The following is a 16,989-nucleotide window of genomic DNA, read 5'->3' as shown; positions in this document are numbered from 1 at the left end:
TTCGAACATGCCCGACCGGACAACAGCTTGGCAATGGCGGAGGGGATACCGGTTGACGTTGCCGTCATAGCGAAGCGCGAGGGATACGGATGCTACCGGCTCACGAGTTTGACCGCCGCGGCCTCGATGGTGTCCTCCGAGAGCAGGACCTCGAGTGCGGCATCGCCGAGCGGGATGAAGCTGTCGTCGCTCGTGACGCGTGCGAGCGGCCCGGTGAAGCCGTCGTCGACCAATGCCGCGACCACGCCTTCGGACACTCCCCCCGATGTGCGGGTCTCGTCGACGACGAGCACCCGGCCGGTGGCGTTCGCCTCCCGGAGGATGTCGTGCACGGGTAGCGGTGCGAGCCACCGCATGTCCACCACACGCACGGCGATGTGTGCCTTCTCGAGCCGGCGCGCGACCCGCAGGCTCATCCGGACCCCGTTGCCGAACGTGACGATGGTCAGGTCGGTGCCGTCACCGTACGTGCGGGCGGAGCCGATCGGCACATGGTTCTCGGCCCGCTTCGCCGGATCCGGATACGCGGCCAGCCACTGCTCGTCACCGTCCTCGTACAGATCCCGGGTGTGATACAGCGCAATGGGTTCCAGATACACACACACCGCCCCCGCGGTCCGCGCGGCCGCCGCGCACGTGTGCATCATGGCCGCGGCGTCGTCGGGGCGAGCCGGGGAGGCCACGACGATGCCGGGGATGTCGCGCAGGGCGGCGACGCCGTTGTCGTTGTGGAAATGCCCACCGAACCCCTTCTGATACCCGTATCCCGCGACCCGCACCACCATCGGATTGCGGTACTGACGGTCGGAGAAGAACTGCAACGTCGCACCCTCCCCGCGGATCTGATCGGCGGCATTGTGTAGATACGCCAGGTACTGGATCTCCGGGATCGGCAACAGTCCGGACACCCCCGCGCCCAGCGCGAGTCCCAGGATCGCCTGCTCGTCGAGGAGCGTGTCGAACACGCGCGCCGACCCGGCCCTCTTCATCAGACCCCGGGTCACCCCGTAGACCCCGCCCTTGCGGGCCACGTCCTCACCGAACACCAGCGCCTCGGGGTAGCGGGCCAGCACGTCGAGCAGTGCGCGGTTGATCGCGAGACCGGTGGTGAGCCGACCTTCATCCTCGGGAAGCGGGGATCCGAAGAAGTGCGCGCGACGGTCCGAGTCGACGCGCTCCGGCACGGCCGCGGCCGCCTCGACGGCACTGTCGGTGAGCGGTTTCATCACCGCCGCGGGACTGTCCAGTTGAGGTAGCTCACCGACCTGCTCGGCCAGTTCGAGGACCTCGGCACGCTTCTGCTCGTAGAGGTCGAGGGCATCAGTGGGGCTCAGGTGTCCTCGCTCGACCAGCAGTTTCGCCGTGCACAGCACTGGGTCGCGGTCGAAGTCGGCGGCGATCTCCGCTGATGTCCGGTACGCGGTCTCGACATCGGAGCCGGCATGCCCCATCAACCGGACGGTGCGCAGGTGCAGGAACGCGGGCTTCCGGTGCCTGCGGACCCAGTCGGCGGCATCTCTCGCCGTCGCGTACGCCGCCGGCAGGTCGGAGCCATCCGCCTCGAAGTACTCGAGCCCTGCCCGGTCACCGAAGTTCGCGGCGATCCAGCCCTGCGGAGTCCTGGTGCTGATCCCGATTCCGTTGTCCTCGCACACCAGCAGCAGCGGCAACGGCAACCCCTGGTAGGCGGCGTGCACTGCGGTATTGATGGCACCGACGGCGGTGGAGTGGTTCGCGGACGCGTCCCCGAAGCTACAGACGGCGACCGCGTCGGCCGACCACGGCGAGGGCACGTGCAACTTCTCCGAGCGGGCGATGGAGAAGGCGACACCGACAGCGCGCGGGAGATGCGAAGCGATGGTCGAGGTTTGGGGAATGATGTTGAGGTCGCGGCGGCCGAACACCTTGTGCCTACCACCCGAGATCGGCTCCTCCGTCGCGGCCACGAGTCCGAGGAGGACGTCGCGCAGCGGATCGCTGCCATCCACCTGCTGCGCCCGCGCCAGGAAGAAACCGCCCGAACGGTAATGCAGCAGAGCGGGATCGGTGGGCCGTAGCACAGCCGCGACGGCGGCGTTGCTCTCGTGCCCGGACGAGCCGATCGTGTAGAAACCCTTGCCCCGCGACCGCAACCAGCGGGCCGCCAGATCGAGATGCCTGCTGCCGAGCTGGGCGTCGAAGAGGTCCAGAGCGCCCCGCACCGACAACGGGAACGGCGGCTGAATCGGATCCTCCGGACCGACGCCGGGGCGGCTCTCCCCGGGGATCAGCCCCGACACGACAGAGGTGAAGTAGTCGTCGATCTGTTCGGCCATCCCTAGATCATCCTGTGGCGCGGATCAGCGGGCAAGAGTCGCAGAATCAGAGTCTCGATGCCTCACCGAAAGGTCGACTGGTCCTTGCGCCGGGTCGCGACCGTCACCATGACGAATACTGGGGTCGCGGTGTCTCTGCGGGCGCTCCGCCTCCGGCTCCGATGTTCGAGCACATGACGTTCGGCGACACTGGAGTGGAGTCGCGGGATGGCAACATGTCATCGGCAGGTAGTGGGCGCGCGACGGCACCACTATCTGCCGGGACAGACCTCCGGGTCCGACTCCGCGAACCTACTGCACATTCGAGAGGCCACTGTGATCATGACCAATTCCCCCGCTGGTGAATACACGCTGGTGCGCGGTCGATGATCACGACGAGAACCAATGTCGCCGTAATCGGTACCGGCACCATGGGCTCCGCAATCATGTGGCGACTGTCGGAGCGCGGTATTCCTGCCGTCGGTCTCGAGCAGTTCACTCCCGGGCACGATCGTGGCTCCGGACACGGCGAGTCGCGCATCTTCAGAACTGCATATCATGAGGATCCCGCGTATGTCCCGATGCTCCGAGCCGCACTCCGAGGTTGGCGGGAACTCGGTGAGCAAACCGGCGAACCCGTCCTGACGATGACCGGGGGCCTCAGTATCGGCCCGTCGACCGGCGTGATTGTGGGTGGCTCCCTCGAAGCGGCCAAGGTGCATGCCCTCACACAGGAGATTCTCGACCCGGCCGAGTTCAGTGCCCGGTTTCCCACTCAGCGATTGCGTGAGGGAGATACGGCCATCTGGGAGAAGGACGCCGGCGTGATAAGGCCGGAGTTGGCAATCACCGGTGCCGTGCGCCGTGCGTGCGAACTGGGTGCCTCCGTGCGTCCCGAGAGCCGCGTCCTGGGTATCGAGGACGGTCCCGGTGACACGGTGCTCGTGCGGCTCGACGAAGAAGTCATTCGAGCCGACCGCGTCGTGGTCGCGGCCGGCGCCTGGATTCCCGGCCTTCTCCCAGAAGCCCAGCTCCCCATGACTGTGGAGCGCAAGATCCTCGCATGGTTCCCAGCCGAAGATCCGACGCAGTTCGGGCCGGACCGGTTCCCAATATTCCTGAGGGACAGCCCGGAGGGTACGTGGTACGGCTTCCCCACCATGGACGGCAAGACGGTTAAGATCGCGCTCCATCTCGGCGGGCGCGAGACCGACCCTGACGAGCTGGATCGGGTGGTCCATGACGAGGACACCGCTCCGTTGCGGGACCTCGTTCGTCATTACCTGCCGGGATTGAGTTCACGCCCCGTTCGGGCCGCGGTGTGTATGTACACGAACACACCCGACGGGCACTTCGTCATCGGAAATCCACCCGCCTACAGGAACGTGACAGTCGTTTCCGCGTGCTCTGGTCACGGTTTCAAATTTGCACCGGTGATCGGGGAGATCGCCGCCGATCTCAGTTGTGGCTCGACCCCCGAATTCTCCTTGGAGCTGTTCGACGTCAACCGATTCGCGGATTGACGCACCGGAATCAGGCGTTCGCGCGGTTGCGATCGAGGGGGGAGGGCCGTCGGCCCTCCCCCCCTCGCCGGCTAGGCGGAGAAGTACACCGGGGGTGTCGTCGAGTCGAGTGCCAGTGCCACAGCCGCGCGGGCAGCGACGGGACCGACCAGGTTTCCCGTCCCGTTGTACCCACCGATGGCGATGACACCGGGAAGAACCTCGGAGCAGAGGGGTCGACCGTCGGTGGTGTAACTCACGGACGCACCCCATCTCCGAACGACGTCGACGGGCTTGCCCGCCATACGTTCCGCTACTCGTTCGATGTAGCCCTGGACATCCGGAGTGGGTGAAGTGTCGAATGTCCACTCGGTGTCGACGAAACGGTCTCGCCCGCCCCCGACGAACAGGCGCCCATCCTTCGCTTGCTGCGCGTAGTCGTATCCCCAGCGTCCGTACACAGGACACGGCAGGCGTTCGGGCAGCCCCGGCGCCGTCCCGAGCATTTGCAGGCGTGCCGTCCGGACGCGCCCCTGCAAGACCGGGAGGACCTGTTCGAGTTTGCCGTCCACCGCGACAATGACGACAGGCACACTGACCGAACCGTGTTCTGTTGTCACCCTTCCACTTTCCACGGCGGTGACAGCCGAATGCTCGTACAGGTCGGCCCGCCCCCGAAGGAGTGACGCCAACCCCAGAGCTCGACGGGAGGGGTTCATTGCCGCGTCGTCGGGCAGAAACAGGCCGCGCCCGAGCTCGCCGTCGTATTCTTCGACAGCGATGTCGTTGTCACGCAGCACCGTTTCCAGTGCTGCGCAATCCGCGAGTTCCGCCACACGGTCGGCGGCCTCGGCGTCGTCGACAGGTTCGCCGGGCAATCCGGCGAGGCGAATGGAACCCGTCCGTGCGATGACCTCCGGACCCAGCAACTCGGCAAGCCGGTCCAACTCGAGAAGAGTTGCGCGATAGAGATCGACCGACGACGTCCCCCAGGTCGTGAGGGACGAGTGGAGGAACGTCGCCGGGCCGCCCAGGAGGAAGCCGCCGTTGCGCCCCGCCGCGCCTGCCGCGACCCGCCCGGCGTCGACGCCGACAACCTGCAGCCCCCGTTCGACCAGGGCGCCGATCGCCGCGAGACCCGACCCGCCGAGGCCGACGACACACACGTCGGCCGTGACGTTCTGTTCCAACACCGGAAGACCGTTCCACGACGCGACCACCGGGTCGTCGTCCCAGGCGCTCACCGAGTCCCACTGGGTGACGGGTCGAAAATTCATCATCGCATTCCCTATCCTTCATCTCGCGACGTTCCGATGTCCGAGGAAGTTGACGCCTTGCGCGAAGCCACGACCGGGCAAGTCTATGTGGCACTGCGGGCGACGAGATAGTCACAGACGACTTTTCCAGCGGGGCAACGGTCGCAGCCGGGACCGGTGTCACGAAATGTTGCGGCGGTGTCGCTCGTCGAACCGGTGGATCTCGTCGATGACGGTCTCGACGATGCGTGACCCGGCACCAGTGACGGAGGTCGCGACCGCGAGTACGCCAACCGCACTGGGCTTGTCGGCCGGGTGGGGTGTCCACGCGGGGACCATCCCGCGGCGGCGCCGTCGGACCGGGAGCAGCACATCAGATTTCCGGCGTCGTCGACGACGCTGACGGCGACGTCGGCGTCGTCGACGACGCTGACGGCGACGGCCGTGTCGAGTGTCGCGGCATGGCGCCGCGCGAGGTCGAGGGCGAGTTGTGCACGTGCTGCGGTGAGTGTCATGGCGTTCTCCGATGATGAATCCGCGGACGGTGCGGCTCAGCTCACCTTCTTGATCAGGTCGGCGAGCTCGGCCAGTTCGACGGCGTCGAGGTCGGTCAACGGCGCGCGGACGGGGCCTGCGGGTCGGTCGATCACCGTCATGCCTGCCTTGATGATGCTGACCGCGTAACCCTGCTTCTTGTTGCGCAGGTTGCAGTACGGGATCACGAACTCGTTGAGCGCGTTGATGACGAACGCGTTGTCTCCGCTGCGGAGTGCGTTGTAGAAGTCGAGCGCGAACTTGGGCACGAAGTTGTAGATGGCCGAGGAGTACGTGGTGACGCCGAGTGCGAGATAGGGCAGTGCGAACATCTCGGCGGTGGGCAGTCCGCCGATGTAGGTGAGCCGGTCGCCGAGACTCGCGTAGATGCGGGTCATCTGCTCGATGTTGCCGACCCCGTCCTTGAACCCGACCAGGTTCGGGCAGCTGTCCGCGAGTTCCGCGACGGCGGCCTCGGTGTAGACGGCGTTGGCGCGACTGTAGATTGTCACACCGAGAGTGGTTGCGGCACACACCTCTTTGACGTGGGCGACGAGACCGTCCTGGCTCGCCTCGGTGAGGTATGGGGGCAGCAGCAGGATGCCGTGCGCGCCGACACTCTCGGCCGACCGGGCCATCTGCACGGCGGTCGCAGTGCCGTAGCCGGCGGGCGCGATCACCGGGAGACCGTCGGGTGCCTCTTGCACTGCGGCGCGGACCACCTGCTCCACCTCGGGCGGGGTGAGCGAGAAGAATTCGCCCGTGCCGCCCGCGGCGAACAACCCGGAGGCGTCGAACTGTCCGAGCCAGCCGATGTTCTCGCGGTACGCGGCCTCGTCGAACGAGTGGTCATTCTTGAAGTGGGTGACCGGGAACGACAACAGACCGGAGCCGAGCTTGTGGGCGATCTCGTGGGGGGACGCAGTGGCCATGGGTTTCGTTCTCCTCGTTCGCAATCGCGTCACCGTCGGTGCGCGCTGTGTCCCCAAGGCTAGGAGCGTCAACCATTCAAGTCCAACACTAGTTCTGGATCTTTTGATACCCAAAAGGTATTGCGCTCCCTGGACGAACGGGAAGCTCGTTCGATCTGACGCAACGAGCGTCCCGTTCGTTCAGGAGAGGTCGAGGGCGGCGCGGACGATGCTGTCGGTGTCGATGCCGTGGTAGCGGTAGACGTCGTCGAGGGAACCGACCTGCCCGAACTTGCTGACACCGAGCGCAGCACAGGGAACGTGGTTGATCCCGGTCAGGTACGCCAGGGTGTGCGGGTGCCCGTCGAGGACGGTCACCATCGGTGCCGCCCGGTCGGCGGGGAACACCTGGTCGAGGATCCAGGACGGGCCGTCGGCGAGTCCGCGGCGGGCCTGGACCGCCTCGAACAACAACCCGGGACTGGTCACGCACACGACGTCGGCCGCAATCCCCTGTTCTGCCAACCGGTCGGCGGCGGTGAGGGTTTCGGTGATCATGGCGCCCATGCCGACCAGGGTGACCGCCGGATGGTCGCTGTGCCGGAGGGTGTACGCGCCGGCGACCACCTGACGGCGGCGGCGCTCCCGGGCGGCGGGATCTGACGGCACCGCGGCCAGGGTCTGATCCACCGGGCGGGTCGACAGCCGCAGATACGACGAGGTGCCATCGGGCCGGCCCAGCCGGCTGATGCTGTCGAGGAGCGTCCACTCGACGTCGATCGCGAACGCGGGTTCGTAGCTGACGCAGCCGGGCTGTTCGAGGCCGATCGACGGGGTCTTGATCGACTGATGCGCCCCACCCTCCGCGGCGAGGGTCACCCCGGACGGGGTGCCGACCAGGATCGACTGCCCACCCGCATAGATCCCATAGGACCAGGGCTCGAGGGCGCGTTCGACGAACGGGTCGTACATCACCCCGATCGGGAACAGCGGCTGCCCCCACCGGCTCCATGTCGCGCCGAGCTCACCCATCAGCCCGACGAGGTTCGTCTCGGCGATGCCGAGTTCCATGTGCTGCCCGGTGGGCTTTTCCCGCCAGTGCATGATCGTCTCGGCGTCGTCGTCGAACCAGTTGCGGCGCTCGTGCGGCGACCACACCCCGACCTTATTCAGCCACCCGGCAAGGTTCGTGGTCGAGGACACGTCGGGGCTGACCGTGACCACCCGTTTCGCAGCGTCGGGGGACTCCCGGGACAGGTCCAGCAACGCCCGGCCCAGCGCGGCCTGGGTGGTGGACGTCCCCGACGGGGTGCGGCCGATGTCCGCCGGGACCGCGGGCGGTGTGCCGAATTCGACCTTCTCCCGCCTCAATCTGTCTGCGGTCGCGGCGCACACCCGGCCCGCCGCACTGCCGGGCTCGAACCGGGCCCACGGGTGCGCCGGGTCCATGCCCAGCTCGGCGGCCAGCTGTTCGTACTGCTCCACCGTCAGCAGCGACGAATGGTTCTGCGGATGCCCCTGCGTCGGCAGGCCGCGGCCCTTGATCGTGTAGGCGATGATCACCGTCGGGCGGGTGTCGTCGATCTGCGCGTACGCGGCGCGCAGGGCGTCGAGGTCGTGGCCGCCGAGGTTGCGGATCGCCCGCAGCAGGGTGTCGTCGTCGAGGTCGGCGATCAGCGACGCGATCGCGGCCGCATCGGGGCCGTCCCCGGGCAGCCGCACCCGCACCTGCTCGGCACTGCACCGCAGCAGCCGCTGGTATTCGGGGTTGGGCATGTCCAGGATCCGGGTCCGCAGTGCCGGCCCGCCGGTCCGGGTGAACAGCGACTCGAGCAGGGTCCCGAACTTCACGGTGATCACCTGCCACCCGGCGGCAGCAAACATGGCCTCGAGCCGGCCCGCGGCGATGTTCGGCACCACCCGGTCCAGGGACTGCCGGTTCAGGTCGACGATCCACACGATCTCACCGAGTTCGGCGACGGAGGTGTCGAGGATCGCCTCCCACACCGCGCCCTCGTCCAGTTCGGCGTCACCGACGAGGGAGTACTGCCGGCCCGTCCCCGCCGAACCGATCTGGGTGTTCACGTAGCGGCGGGCGATGGCACCCCAGATCGGGGCCGTCGCACCGATCCCGACCGAACCTGTCGAATAGTCCACCGGATCAGGATCTTTCAACCTGCTCGGGTACGACTGCAGGCCACCGAACTCCCGCAACGTCGTCAGATACTTCTCGTCCAGCTCACCGAGCAGGTAGTTGATGCCGTGCAGCACCGGCGAGGCATGGGGTTTGACCGACACCCGGTCACCTGGCCGGAGCTGCTCGAACCACAACGACGTCATGATCGAGACCATCGACGCGCACGACGCCTGATGGCCGCCCACCTTCAATCCTGTCGGATTCGGGCGAACCCGGTTGGCGTGGTGGATCATCGATGTCGACAGCCACAGCACCCGCTTCTCGATCTCCACGAGCGCTTCCGGGGTGGCCGCGCGCGGGGTGAGCTGCGCCGTGTGGTTGTCGATCGTACGGGCGTCGTTCATTGCTTCGTCCTTGCCTGTGAGTTCCTGGCACCGAATCCGATCCTCCTCGGCCCAGTTCGTGAGCGAGGCGGATCGGCGGTGACGGGCAGGCGGACCTGTGGGAACCGACCTCACCGCATCTTCGAGGTCTCGTGTGCAGATCTCACACAACAGTCGACCACCGGAACGCACTTTGAGCAATACCGAGCGTCACGTTTGAGCATCCTGCGCATGTTCGGAGCAGCCGCCGTGGTCGGCGGTTGGCAAAATGCCCAGCACGACCGCCGCCGCTACCTCCGGCGCTACCCTGACCGGGAGGGCACCGCACCGCGCACACCGACCCAGGGGGAAAGCTTGACCACCACACCAGACCGTGTTCGCACGGCGTTCCCGGAGATCAGCTCGCGTGCGTGGGAGCACCCGGCGGATCGGGCGGCGCTCGTCACCCTGCGCACCTTGAAGGGGTTCGACACGGTCTTCCGGACCATCTCGGGTCTGTTGCAGGAGCGCCAGCACCGGCTGATGTACCTGGCCACGTCCGTGCGCGTCGACGAACGGCAGTTCAGCGATCTCCACGACCTCCGCAGCGACTGCGTGCGCATTCTCGGCGCCGACGAAACGCCTGAGCTGTTCGTGCTGCAGACCCCGGTCGTGAACGCTTTCACCATCGGCATGGACCGTCCGTTCATCGTGGTCACCACCGGACTGCTGGACGTCATGAATTACGAGGAGCAGCGGTTCATCATCGGCCACGAACTCGGGCACGCGCTGTCCGGGCACGCGGTGTATCGCACGATCCTCATGCATCTGATGCGCTTGGCCGGGACCATCGGCTGGATTCCGATCGGCGGGTGGGCGCTGCGCGCGATCATCGCCGCGCTCATGGAATGGCAGCGCAAATCGGAACTGTCCGGCGACCGTGCCGGATTGCTGTGCGGGCAGGACGTCCACACAGCCCTCCGCGTGCAGCTGAAACTGGCAGGCGGCTCTCGGGTGAGCGAGATCGACACCGACGCCTTCCTGGCCCAGGCCGCGGAGTACGACGCCAGCGGCGACCTGCGCGACGGTGTCCTCAAGCTCCTCAACATCGAATTGCTCACCCATCCGTTCTCGGTGCTGCGTGCCGCCGAGTTGAAGAAGTGGGTGGACAGCGGCGCCTACGCAGCCATCCTGCGTGGCGAATACCCGCGTCGCGGCGAGGATGACGATGCCAAGATCAGCGAAGAATTCCGTAAGGCCACGAAATCGTACAAACAGAATTTCGACACCTCGAACGACCCGCTGATCCGCATGCTCCGCGAGATCGGCAGCGGACTGGGCACCACCGTGGACGCCGTCGGAAACGGCGTCGGTGACGTCGCGGCGGACATCAAGGAGCGGTTCACGCACTGGCGCAGGAATTCCGACGGCAACAAGGATTCCGACGGCGACAGCTAGCCGCGAATCCACCGGAGGTAGGGCGCGGTTTCGCGCGCCCGACCGATCCGGTCAGTCGGCCATCGCCTCGGCCAGCTCCTCGACCTCCTGGATGACCGGTTCGGGCACCCGCACGGGGCCGGGCGTGTAAGTGACCGACCGCAGTCTGCCGGTGAATCGGAACGTTCCGCGGCGTTCGCGCAGATCCCACACGACGGGTCCGCGGGCGTCGACGCCCACCGAGATCCCGGTCCACGGCGCCATGCCGACCAGCTGGAACTGGTCGTCGAGGGTGGCCACGCCGGTGGTGACCCCGGCCGAGTCGGTGAGGGCGACGGTGAAGTTCCACCGGACGGATTCGGTGGCCTCCCCCCGCACCTGCACGCCCACCAGTTCCGCGCCGAGGGGCGCGGAGGTGTGTGCGACGCGGCCGTAGCTGTTGACCGCGAATACGATCCGGCCGTCCTCGACGTAGAGGACGTATCCGCCGTGCGGGTCACCGTGGGCGACGAGGACTCCTTCGTCGCCTGCGGCGATCGGGTGGGTGGCGACGTCGATGGTGAAGTCGCGGTACTGAATCAGCACACTGGACCGATAGCGTTCCAGAGTCGGCGTGCCTGCGAGGATCTTCACCGGCTCCGCGAGGCGACGCTCGTCCGGTCGCCGCTGCACGGCCTTGCGGTCGTTGAGGATCGGGAACACGGTGTTGTGCCACGCCGCCCGATCCCACGCCTCGGCGAGTTCGCGCACCTTCTCGGGGAAGAGATGCGCGACGTCCGCGGTCTCGGCCGGATCGGATTCCACGTCGAACAGTTGCCATTGTGGATCGTCGACCCGGGTCGGATCCGTGTGCAGCGACAGCAGTTTCCAACCGTCTCGGTAGAACCCGCGGTGACCGCCGAACTCGGCGTACTGCTCCGTGTGGGGTGTGGGCTGCGCAGCGTCCCGCAGGATGTCGGCGATGCTGACACCGTCACGCTCCTGGGCGGGAAGCCCGTTCCGGTGGCTCGGAGTCTCGAGTCCGGCGAGATCCAGGAGGGTCGGGGTGATGTCGGTGACGTACGAGTAGTGCTTGCGCAATCCGGTGTCACCGTCGGCGCGCCCGAGACCGGTAGGCCAGGACAGCAGGAACGGCACCCGGACACCACCGGCGAACGTCTGACCCTTGTAGAATCGGAACGGGGTATTCGACGCCTGTCCCCAGCCGCGCGGGTAGTGGACGCCGATCTTCTCCGAGCCGATCAGTTCCTCGTCGTGCGGAACGTCGCGCACCCAGTCCGACGGGACCGGCCCGTGCACGAATTGACTGAAGTACGACCGTGTTCCCGCTGCGCCACCCTCGGCGGTGCCCCCGTTGTCGGACGTGAACACGATGATGGTGTTGTCGGTCTCGCCGAGTTCGTCGAGGGTGTCGAGTACCCGGCCCACGCTCTGGTCGATGCTGTCGACCATCGCGGCGTAGACCTCCTGGTACCGGGCGAACCGCAGCTGCTCCTCTTCGGTGAGCTCGTCCCACGGCGGCGCGTCGTAGCCGGGTTCGGTGTTGCGTTCGGTCATCTGGGTGCCGGGCGGGAAGAACCCTGCCTCGAGCTGTGCGTCGAAGCGGTTGCGTCGCACTGTGTCCCAGCCCTCGGTGTAGCGGCCGCGGTACTTGGCGAGGTCTTCGGGCTTGGCCTGGTGGGGTCCGTGCATCGCGATGTGCGAGAAGTACAGGAAGAACGGCTTGTCGGCGTCGTGGGCGCGCAGGCTGTTGATGCGCGAAATGGCCTTGTCCGTGATGTCGTCGGTGACGTAGTAGTCCGACGGATACTCCTCGACGTCGACCACGGAGTTGTCCGAGATCAGCTCGTTCGGGTAGTAGAACGAATTCAACCCTTCGAGCGAACCGTAGTAGCTGTCGAATCCACGCTGCAGGGGCCAGGAGTCGCGGGTGCGGCCCGGCGCGAGGTTGGTGTCACGCGCGAGATGCCACTTGCCGACCGCGTGCGTGGCATACCCGTTCGCGCGCAGAATCTCGGCGAGGCTGAGCGCGTCGTCGGCAAGTTCCATTCGCAGTCCGGGGAAGCCGGGATCGAAGTTGGCGACGCTGCCGTAGCCGGCGCGGTGCGGGTTCAGGCCGGTGAGCAGCGCCGCGCGAGCGGGTGAGCAGACCGAGGTGGTGTGATAGTTCGACAGCCGGTAGCCGCTGTCGGCGAGCCGGTTCAGGTTGGGGGTGTCGATCTCGGAGCCGAACGGTCCGATGTCCGAGTAGCCCATGTCGTCGATGAGGATGACCACGATGTTCGGTGCACCGGCCGGGGCTTTCGTCTCCGGCGCCCACCACGGCGTCGACTCCGCACTCGTCCGCCCGACATACCCGCCGAATCCGTCGTACCCTCGCGCACCCGGAGGGAGCTGCTGCTGACCTGCAACACCACGGATTCGGTCACTTTCCACTTCGGGCACGCGTGCAACCCCTTCACTCACGGAGACAGATTCCCCACATATGTGGGGAAATCGTACGGTCGCTCGTGATGGCGGTGAGTGGTTTGAATCACGAAGATTTCAAGCCACGTTCAGCAGTCGGCTGTGACCTGAATCGCCCGAAACCAGATGGAAAACGTGATCTGCGCTATGAAAGCGGCGACTTTTACACCGGCGTAAGAAATCCAGGACAAGCTTTGCGAAGGCTTGTCCACCGGCGGTCGTCGGTGTCGGCAGGCTCTACAGAATGTGCTCCTGCCCACGTGTGACCGTCCAGAAAGCTGTACCACTGTGCTCCAGCTCATCTCGATACTCGCCTTTCTCCGAAGGGTCGGCTCCACCGCTCTGCCGTCAGTGCACGCCGCGTTGCTTCGCTTCGCGGGGTACCTGGTGCCGATCGCGCAGACGGCGGTCACCGCGGGGGCGGCGTGGTGGGTGTCGGTCGAGGTGGCCGGACACGAGCAGCCGCTGCTGGCTCCGTTGGCGGCGGTAGTGTGCCTGAGCGTCGCGCGGGGTGCCCGCAGTCGTCGGGCCGGCGAGTTGATCGCGGGTGTCACCATCGGAACGATCGTCTCGGACGTCGTCGTGCGGTACATCGGCAACGGGCCGTGGCAGATCTGCCTCGTGGTGGCTGTGGCGATGTCTTTTGCGGTGCTCCTCGACGGTGGTTCGGTGATCGTCCTGCAGGCAGGTTCGTCGGCGGCGTTGGTCGCGGCCATGGCATCCGCGACCGCCGCGCACCCGTTCGACCGTGTCGTGGACGCACTGATCGGGGGTGCGCTCAGCCTGGTGGCGCTGTCTGTGTTGCCCACCGACCCTGTGCGGCGGACGCGCCGGTGCGCCGCCGCTGTGCTGGACAGCGTGGCCGCAGCCCTCCGGCAGACGTCGAAGGGACTCGCCGCCGGCGACATCTCCGCGCTGGAGGATGCTCTCGCACTTGCCCGTTCGACGCAGTCGACCATCGACAGCATGCGCGTCGAACTCCGCTCCGGATCCGAGGTGGCCCGGATCTCACCGATTCACTGGCGGGGGCGACGCCGCATCGGCCGGCTGGCATCGATTGCCGACCCGATCGACAACGCCGCACGCAACACCCGGGTCCTGGTGCGGCGCGCCCTGATCGCCACCTACGACGGCGAACGAGTCGACCCGCAGTTGGCGGACGCCATCTCCGAGCTGGCGCACCTCGCCGACCGGATGCGGCTGATGATTCTCGCGACTCCCGCGAAGAAGCCCAACGAAATCCAGATCAGCGACGAACTCGAGCGATTCGCGCGCTCACTGCCGCAGCAGGAGATCTCGGCAGGGTTCTCCGCAGCGGTCGTCTCCGCGCAGGTCCGGTCCATCGTCATCGACTTCTTCGAAGTGTGCGGCATCCCCCGCGCCGTCTGCCGGCCGATGCTGCCCCGCCCCGCCCACTACGCGGGCGCCGCGTAGAGCAAGACTCAGGACATCTCGAGCCGGCACTGTTCCGGCGCGCGAGAGTTGTCGATGACGCAGAACCGGTTGCCCTCGGTGTCCTCCAGCACGACGAAGTCCGATTCCTCGGGGTACCGGTCCCACGGCACCCGCTGCGCGCCGAGACCGACGAGCCGTTCGATTTCCGCGGCCTGATCCGTGCTGTCGCGGGCGTGCAGGTCGAGGTGCAGTCGCGGTTCGGGTTCCGCGTCCTGTTCGCTCTGCTGGATCGCCAGCAGTGACCGGCCGTCGGGCTGCGTCAGGTTGGTGAAGCCGTTGTCGCCGACGGGCGGGAGCGCAGTCAATCCGAGTGCCTCGGTCCAGAACCTGGTTGCACGCCGAACGTCGCGTGCCCCGATCACGGTCGTTCCCAAGATGAGCATGAACCGAATTTATCCGCTGTGCCGGGCCGGGGGTGGACGATGTGGGGTGTGGATTTCGAGGACCTGACATTGCGACCCCTTGCCGAACGGTTGTGCCGCGTCGACGGCGTCGTCGGCGTCACCCTCGGCGGCAGCCGCGCCCGAGGGACACACACGGCGGAATCCGACTACGACCTGGGCGTCTACTACCGCGGGGCCCTCGACACCGACGGGCTGAACGACCTCGCGCGGGAGTGGGCGGGCGTCTCGGCATCGGCGACCCGGACGGGTGAGTGGGGACCGTGGGTCGACGGTGGTGCGTGGCTGTCGATCGACGGCCGGGCGGTCGACTGGCTGTACCGCGACCTCGACCGGGTGACCGCGGTGTGGCAGGACACCCAGCAGGGTGTGTACGGGTTTCACGCCCAGACCGGTCACCCGTTCGGGTTTGCTGACTTCGCCTACGTGGGCGAACTCGCGTCGGCGGTGATCCTCGCCGATCCGTCCGGACGGATCGCTGCGCTCCACACCGACATGCAGCACTACCCGGACCTCCTGCGTGAAGCCCTGGTGCGGCGACTGTGGGAGGCGGACTTCGTCACCATGCTGGCCCGCAAGGCGATCCCGCGTGCCGATGCGACGTATGTGGCGGGTTGCCTGTTTCGCGCGGTGTGCCTGTGCGCCCACGCCTTACACGCACATGCCCGGCGCTGGGTGATCAACGAGAAGGGCGCCGTTGCCGCCGCCGGTGCCCTGCCGAACGCACCCACCGACTTCACCGCTCGCGCTCACGCCGTCTTCGGTCGGCTCGGAACGACGCCCGACGAACTGACCGCCGCCCTCACCCTGGCCGAACAACTCGTCGACGACACCCGGAACGCCTGTCCCCTGACGTGAGCGTGCGAACCCTCAACCGTTCTCCCCGAACCGCCCGCGGGCCTCGACCGGAATCAGCGGCTTCTCCGCCCGCGCCTTGATCTGCTGGACCGCCCACGTATTGCCGTCGGGATCGGCGAATCCGAAGAAAGTTCCCCCGTCACGCTCGTCGAACACGGTGATCTCGCTGACCTCGACACCTCGATCGAGCAACTCCTGGCGGGCCGCGGCGGCGTCCGCGACCACCAACTGCAGTCCCCTCATCGATCCCGGTGCCATCTCCGACTGAGACGGGAGATCGCCGATCACGATCGAGCAGCCCGAACCGGTGGGGGTCAGCTGAACGACGTGCATGTGCTCGTTGGCGGTGTCGTGGTCGAGATGGAAGCCGAGCTTGTCGCGGTAGAACGCGACGGAACGATCGATGTCGCTGACGGGCAGCACGACCACTTCGAGTGTCCAGTCCATGATGCGAGTTCCTCCGTATCGGTGGGGAGCGAATTGCTCCGCATCAGATGGTGGCGCATCGGGGACGTCGTTGCCGTCGTTCTGCCCAGAACTCGGGGTTACCAGCCGCGCAACCGGTCCGGGGTGACGCGGACGAGCGTCGAGTAGTCCTGTCGGAACTTCTCGGGCGTGTAGTCCAGACCGGCCATGTGCTCGCGGTACTTCTCGACGTAGGTCTCCCACTCCTCCGGCGACGGACCGTCCGCGTCGACGTGGGCCTTCCCGGTGAACACCGACACGTCACCACCCGTGGGGCTGCTGTTGAAATTCAGCGCGACCTGCGGATTCCTGCCGATGTTCGCCAGCTTGGCGGTAGCCGGTCGACTGAAAATCAGGAACTCGGTGCCCGACCAGCTGAACCACACCGGGGTCGGAACCGGCGTGTCCTTGCGACCGATGGTCGTCAGCCACACGATGGCTTCGTGGCCCAGCCGGTCGGCAACGGATTCGGTGATCGCGGACGCTGAAAGAGTCATTGCGTTCTGCTGTGTCGTTTCCGATGTTGACTTCCTCTCGGCCGTGAACGACCGAGAATCCCCTCGGGACTCGCGTCTCGAGGTTCCTGTTTCACCGACAGTCGCCTCCCCGCACGTTATGTGCGGGGCGGTCTCACACCGTCTCCGCAGGCTGCCACCGTCAGTCCGACGGCCAAAATGTTCCTTGCCGCGTTCACATCCCGATCGTGAACGGCGCCGCATCGGCACGTCCACTCCCGCACGGTCAGCGGCATCGTCGAGGCGATTGCCCCGCACACCGAGCAGGTCTTCGACGACGGATAGAACCGGTCGATCACCACCACCCGCCGCCCGCACCAGTCGGCCTTGTACTCGAGCATCGACCGGAACTCGGACCAACCCGCATCCGAGATCGCCCGAGACAACGACCGATTC

At 66.7% G+C, this 16,989-nt stretch carries 14 protein-coding genes; 4 read left to right on the top strand and 10 right to left on the bottom strand.

The features are described 5' to 3' along the window. Window positions 1–92: 92 nt before the first annotated feature. Window positions 93–2,315, bottom strand: a complete 2,223-nt coding sequence (locus HGB39_RS32675) for a thiamine pyrophosphate-dependent enzyme (RefSeq protein ID WP_005567639.1) — start codon at window positions 2,313–2,315, stop codon at window positions 93–95. A 365-nt stretch (window positions 2,316–2,680) separates the two neighbouring features. On the opposite strand from HGB39_RS32675, the gene solA reads away from it, so the two are divergent. Continuing rightward, complete coding sequence (gene solA / locus HGB39_RS32670; RefSeq protein ID WP_005567640.1) at window positions 2,681–3,817, top strand: N-methyl-L-tryptophan oxidase; 1,137 nt, start codon at window positions 2,681–2,683, stop codon at window positions 3,815–3,817. Window positions 3,818–3,888: 71 nt separating this feature from the next. Here solA and HGB39_RS32665 read toward each other — a convergent pair whose 3' ends face one another. The 4 genes from HGB39_RS32665 to HGB39_RS32650 all read right to left on the bottom strand — a co-directional run bounded on the left by HGB39_RS32665 (window position 3,889) and on the right by HGB39_RS32650 (window position 9,038). Continuing rightward, window positions 3,889–5,076 (bottom strand): NAD(P)/FAD-dependent oxidoreductase, encoded by a 1,188-nt coding sequence (locus HGB39_RS32665; RefSeq protein WP_064079910.1) that lies wholly within the window; start codon window positions 5,074–5,076, stop codon window positions 3,889–3,891. 80 nt (window positions 5,077–5,156) lie between these two features. Further along, a complete protein-coding gene (locus HGB39_RS32660) occupies window positions 5,157–5,567 on the bottom strand; it encodes a heme-degrading domain-containing protein (protein ID WP_247607568.1) in 411 nt (136 codons plus the stop codon). 36 nt (window positions 5,568–5,603) lie between these two features. Continuing rightward, entirely contained in the window at window positions 5,604–6,518 is a 915-nt protein-coding gene (gene kdgD, locus HGB39_RS32655) for a 5-dehydro-4-deoxyglucarate dehydratase (RefSeq protein ID WP_005560844.1), read from the bottom strand. A gap of 180 nt (window positions 6,519–6,698) precedes the next feature. Further along, window positions 6,699–9,038, bottom strand: coding sequence for a thiamine pyrophosphate-binding protein (locus tag HGB39_RS32650; RefSeq protein ID WP_210753128.1), 2,340 nt, complete (start codon window positions 9,036–9,038; stop codon window positions 6,699–6,701). Between the two features lie 333 nt (window positions 9,039–9,371). Between HGB39_RS32650 and HGB39_RS32640 the strand changes: the two genes are divergently transcribed. Further along, the gene (locus HGB39_RS32640; RefSeq protein ID WP_037203354.1) at window positions 9,372–10,454 is read left to right on the top strand and encodes a M48 family metallopeptidase; all 1,083 of its coding nucleotides are present in this window, start codon (window positions 9,372–9,374) and stop codon (window positions 10,452–10,454) included. 51 nt (window positions 10,455–10,505) lie between these two features. On the opposite strand, the gene HGB39_RS32635 is transcribed toward HGB39_RS32640, so the two are convergent. Continuing rightward, the gene (locus HGB39_RS32635; RefSeq protein WP_005254604.1) at window positions 10,506–12,878 is read right to left on the bottom strand and encodes an arylsulfatase; all 2,373 of its coding nucleotides are present in this window, start codon (window positions 12,876–12,878) and stop codon (window positions 10,506–10,508) included. 309 nt (window positions 12,879–13,187) lie between these two features. Between HGB39_RS32635 and HGB39_RS32630 the strand changes: the two genes are divergently transcribed. Then, window positions 13,188–14,333, top strand: a complete 1,146-nt coding sequence (locus HGB39_RS32630) for an FUSC family protein (RefSeq protein WP_005561707.1) — start codon at window positions 13,188–13,190, stop codon at window positions 14,331–14,333. Window positions 14,334–14,341: 8 nt separating this feature from the next. Here the strand turns inward: HGB39_RS32630 and HGB39_RS32625 are convergent, their stop codons facing one another. After that, window positions 14,342–14,737 (bottom strand): VOC family protein, encoded by a 396-nt coding sequence (locus HGB39_RS32625; RefSeq protein WP_005561705.1) that lies wholly within the window; start codon window positions 14,735–14,737, stop codon window positions 14,342–14,344. A 39-nt stretch (window positions 14,738–14,776) separates the two neighbouring features. Between HGB39_RS32625 and HGB39_RS32620 the strand changes: the two genes are divergently transcribed. Continuing rightward, window positions 14,777–15,613: a nucleotidyltransferase domain-containing protein gene (locus tag HGB39_RS32620; protein ID WP_043787356.1), complete on the top strand. Its 837-nt coding sequence runs from the start codon at window positions 14,777–14,779 to the stop codon at window positions 15,611–15,613. Between the two features lie 12 nt (window positions 15,614–15,625). On the opposite strand, the gene HGB39_RS32615 is transcribed toward HGB39_RS32620, so the two are convergent. The 3 genes from HGB39_RS32615 to HGB39_RS32605 all read right to left on the bottom strand — a co-directional run. Beyond that, entirely contained in the window at window positions 15,626–16,060 is a 435-nt protein-coding gene (locus HGB39_RS32615; protein ID WP_005561701.1) for a VOC family protein, read from the bottom strand. A 98-nt stretch (window positions 16,061–16,158) separates the two neighbouring features. Then, window positions 16,159–16,575 carry a TIGR03667 family PPOX class F420-dependent oxidoreductase gene (locus HGB39_RS32610; protein WP_005254612.1) on the bottom strand — a complete coding sequence of 139 codons (417 nt, stop codon included), beginning with the start codon at window positions 16,573–16,575 and terminating at the stop codon, window positions 16,159–16,161. Between the two features lie 116 nt (window positions 16,576–16,691). Then, window positions 16,692–16,989, bottom strand: a 298-nt coding sequence (locus HGB39_RS32605) for an RNA-guided endonuclease InsQ/TnpB family protein (protein WP_168442986.1), incomplete at its 5' end; no start/stop codon positions are given.

The sequence above is a fragment of the Rhodococcus opacus genome, assembly GCF_012396235.1.
In the GTDB taxonomy this organism is placed as follows: Bacteria; Actinomycetota; Actinomycetes; order Mycobacteriales; family Mycobacteriaceae; genus Rhodococcus_F; species Rhodococcus_F opacus.
Note: the sequence above shows the minus strand (reverse complement) of the source record. Positions and strands in the feature narration are given on the sequence as shown.

Coding starts and splice junctions, on each gene's coding strand:
- HGB39_RS32665 (WP_064079910.1), bottom strand. CDS start 5,076: ATGATGAATTTTCGACCCGTCACCCAGTGGGACTCGGTGAGCGCCTGG.
- kdgD (WP_005560844.1), bottom strand. CDS start 6,518: ATGGCCACTGCGTCCCCCCACGAGATCGCCCACAAGCTCGGCTCCGGT.
- HGB39_RS32675 (WP_005567639.1), bottom strand. CDS start 2,315: ATGGCCGAACAGATCGACGACTACTTCACCTCTGTCGTGTCGGGGCTG.
- HGB39_RS32625 (WP_005561705.1), bottom strand. CDS start 14,737: ATGCTCATCTTGGGAACGACCGTGATCGGGGCACGCGACGTTCGGCGT.
- HGB39_RS32650 (WP_210753128.1), bottom strand. CDS start 9,038: ATGAACGACGCCCGTACGATCGACAACCACACGGCGCAGCTCACCCCG.
- HGB39_RS32660 (WP_247607568.1), bottom strand. CDS start 5,567: ATGACACTCACCGCAGCACGTGCACAACTCGCCCTCGACCTCGCGCGG.
- HGB39_RS32620 (WP_043787356.1), top strand. CDS start 14,777: ATGTGGGGTGTGGATTTCGAGGACCTGACATTGCGACCCCTTGCCGAA.
- HGB39_RS32615 (WP_005561701.1), bottom strand. CDS start 16,060: ATGGACTGGACACTCGAAGTGGTCGTGCTGCCCGTCAGCGACATCGAT.
- HGB39_RS32610 (WP_005254612.1), bottom strand. CDS start 16,575: ATGACTCTTTCAGCGTCCGCGATCACCGAATCCGTTGCCGACCGGCTG.
- solA (WP_005567640.1), top strand. CDS start 2,681: ATGATCACGACGAGAACCAATGTCGCCGTAATCGGTACCGGCACCATG.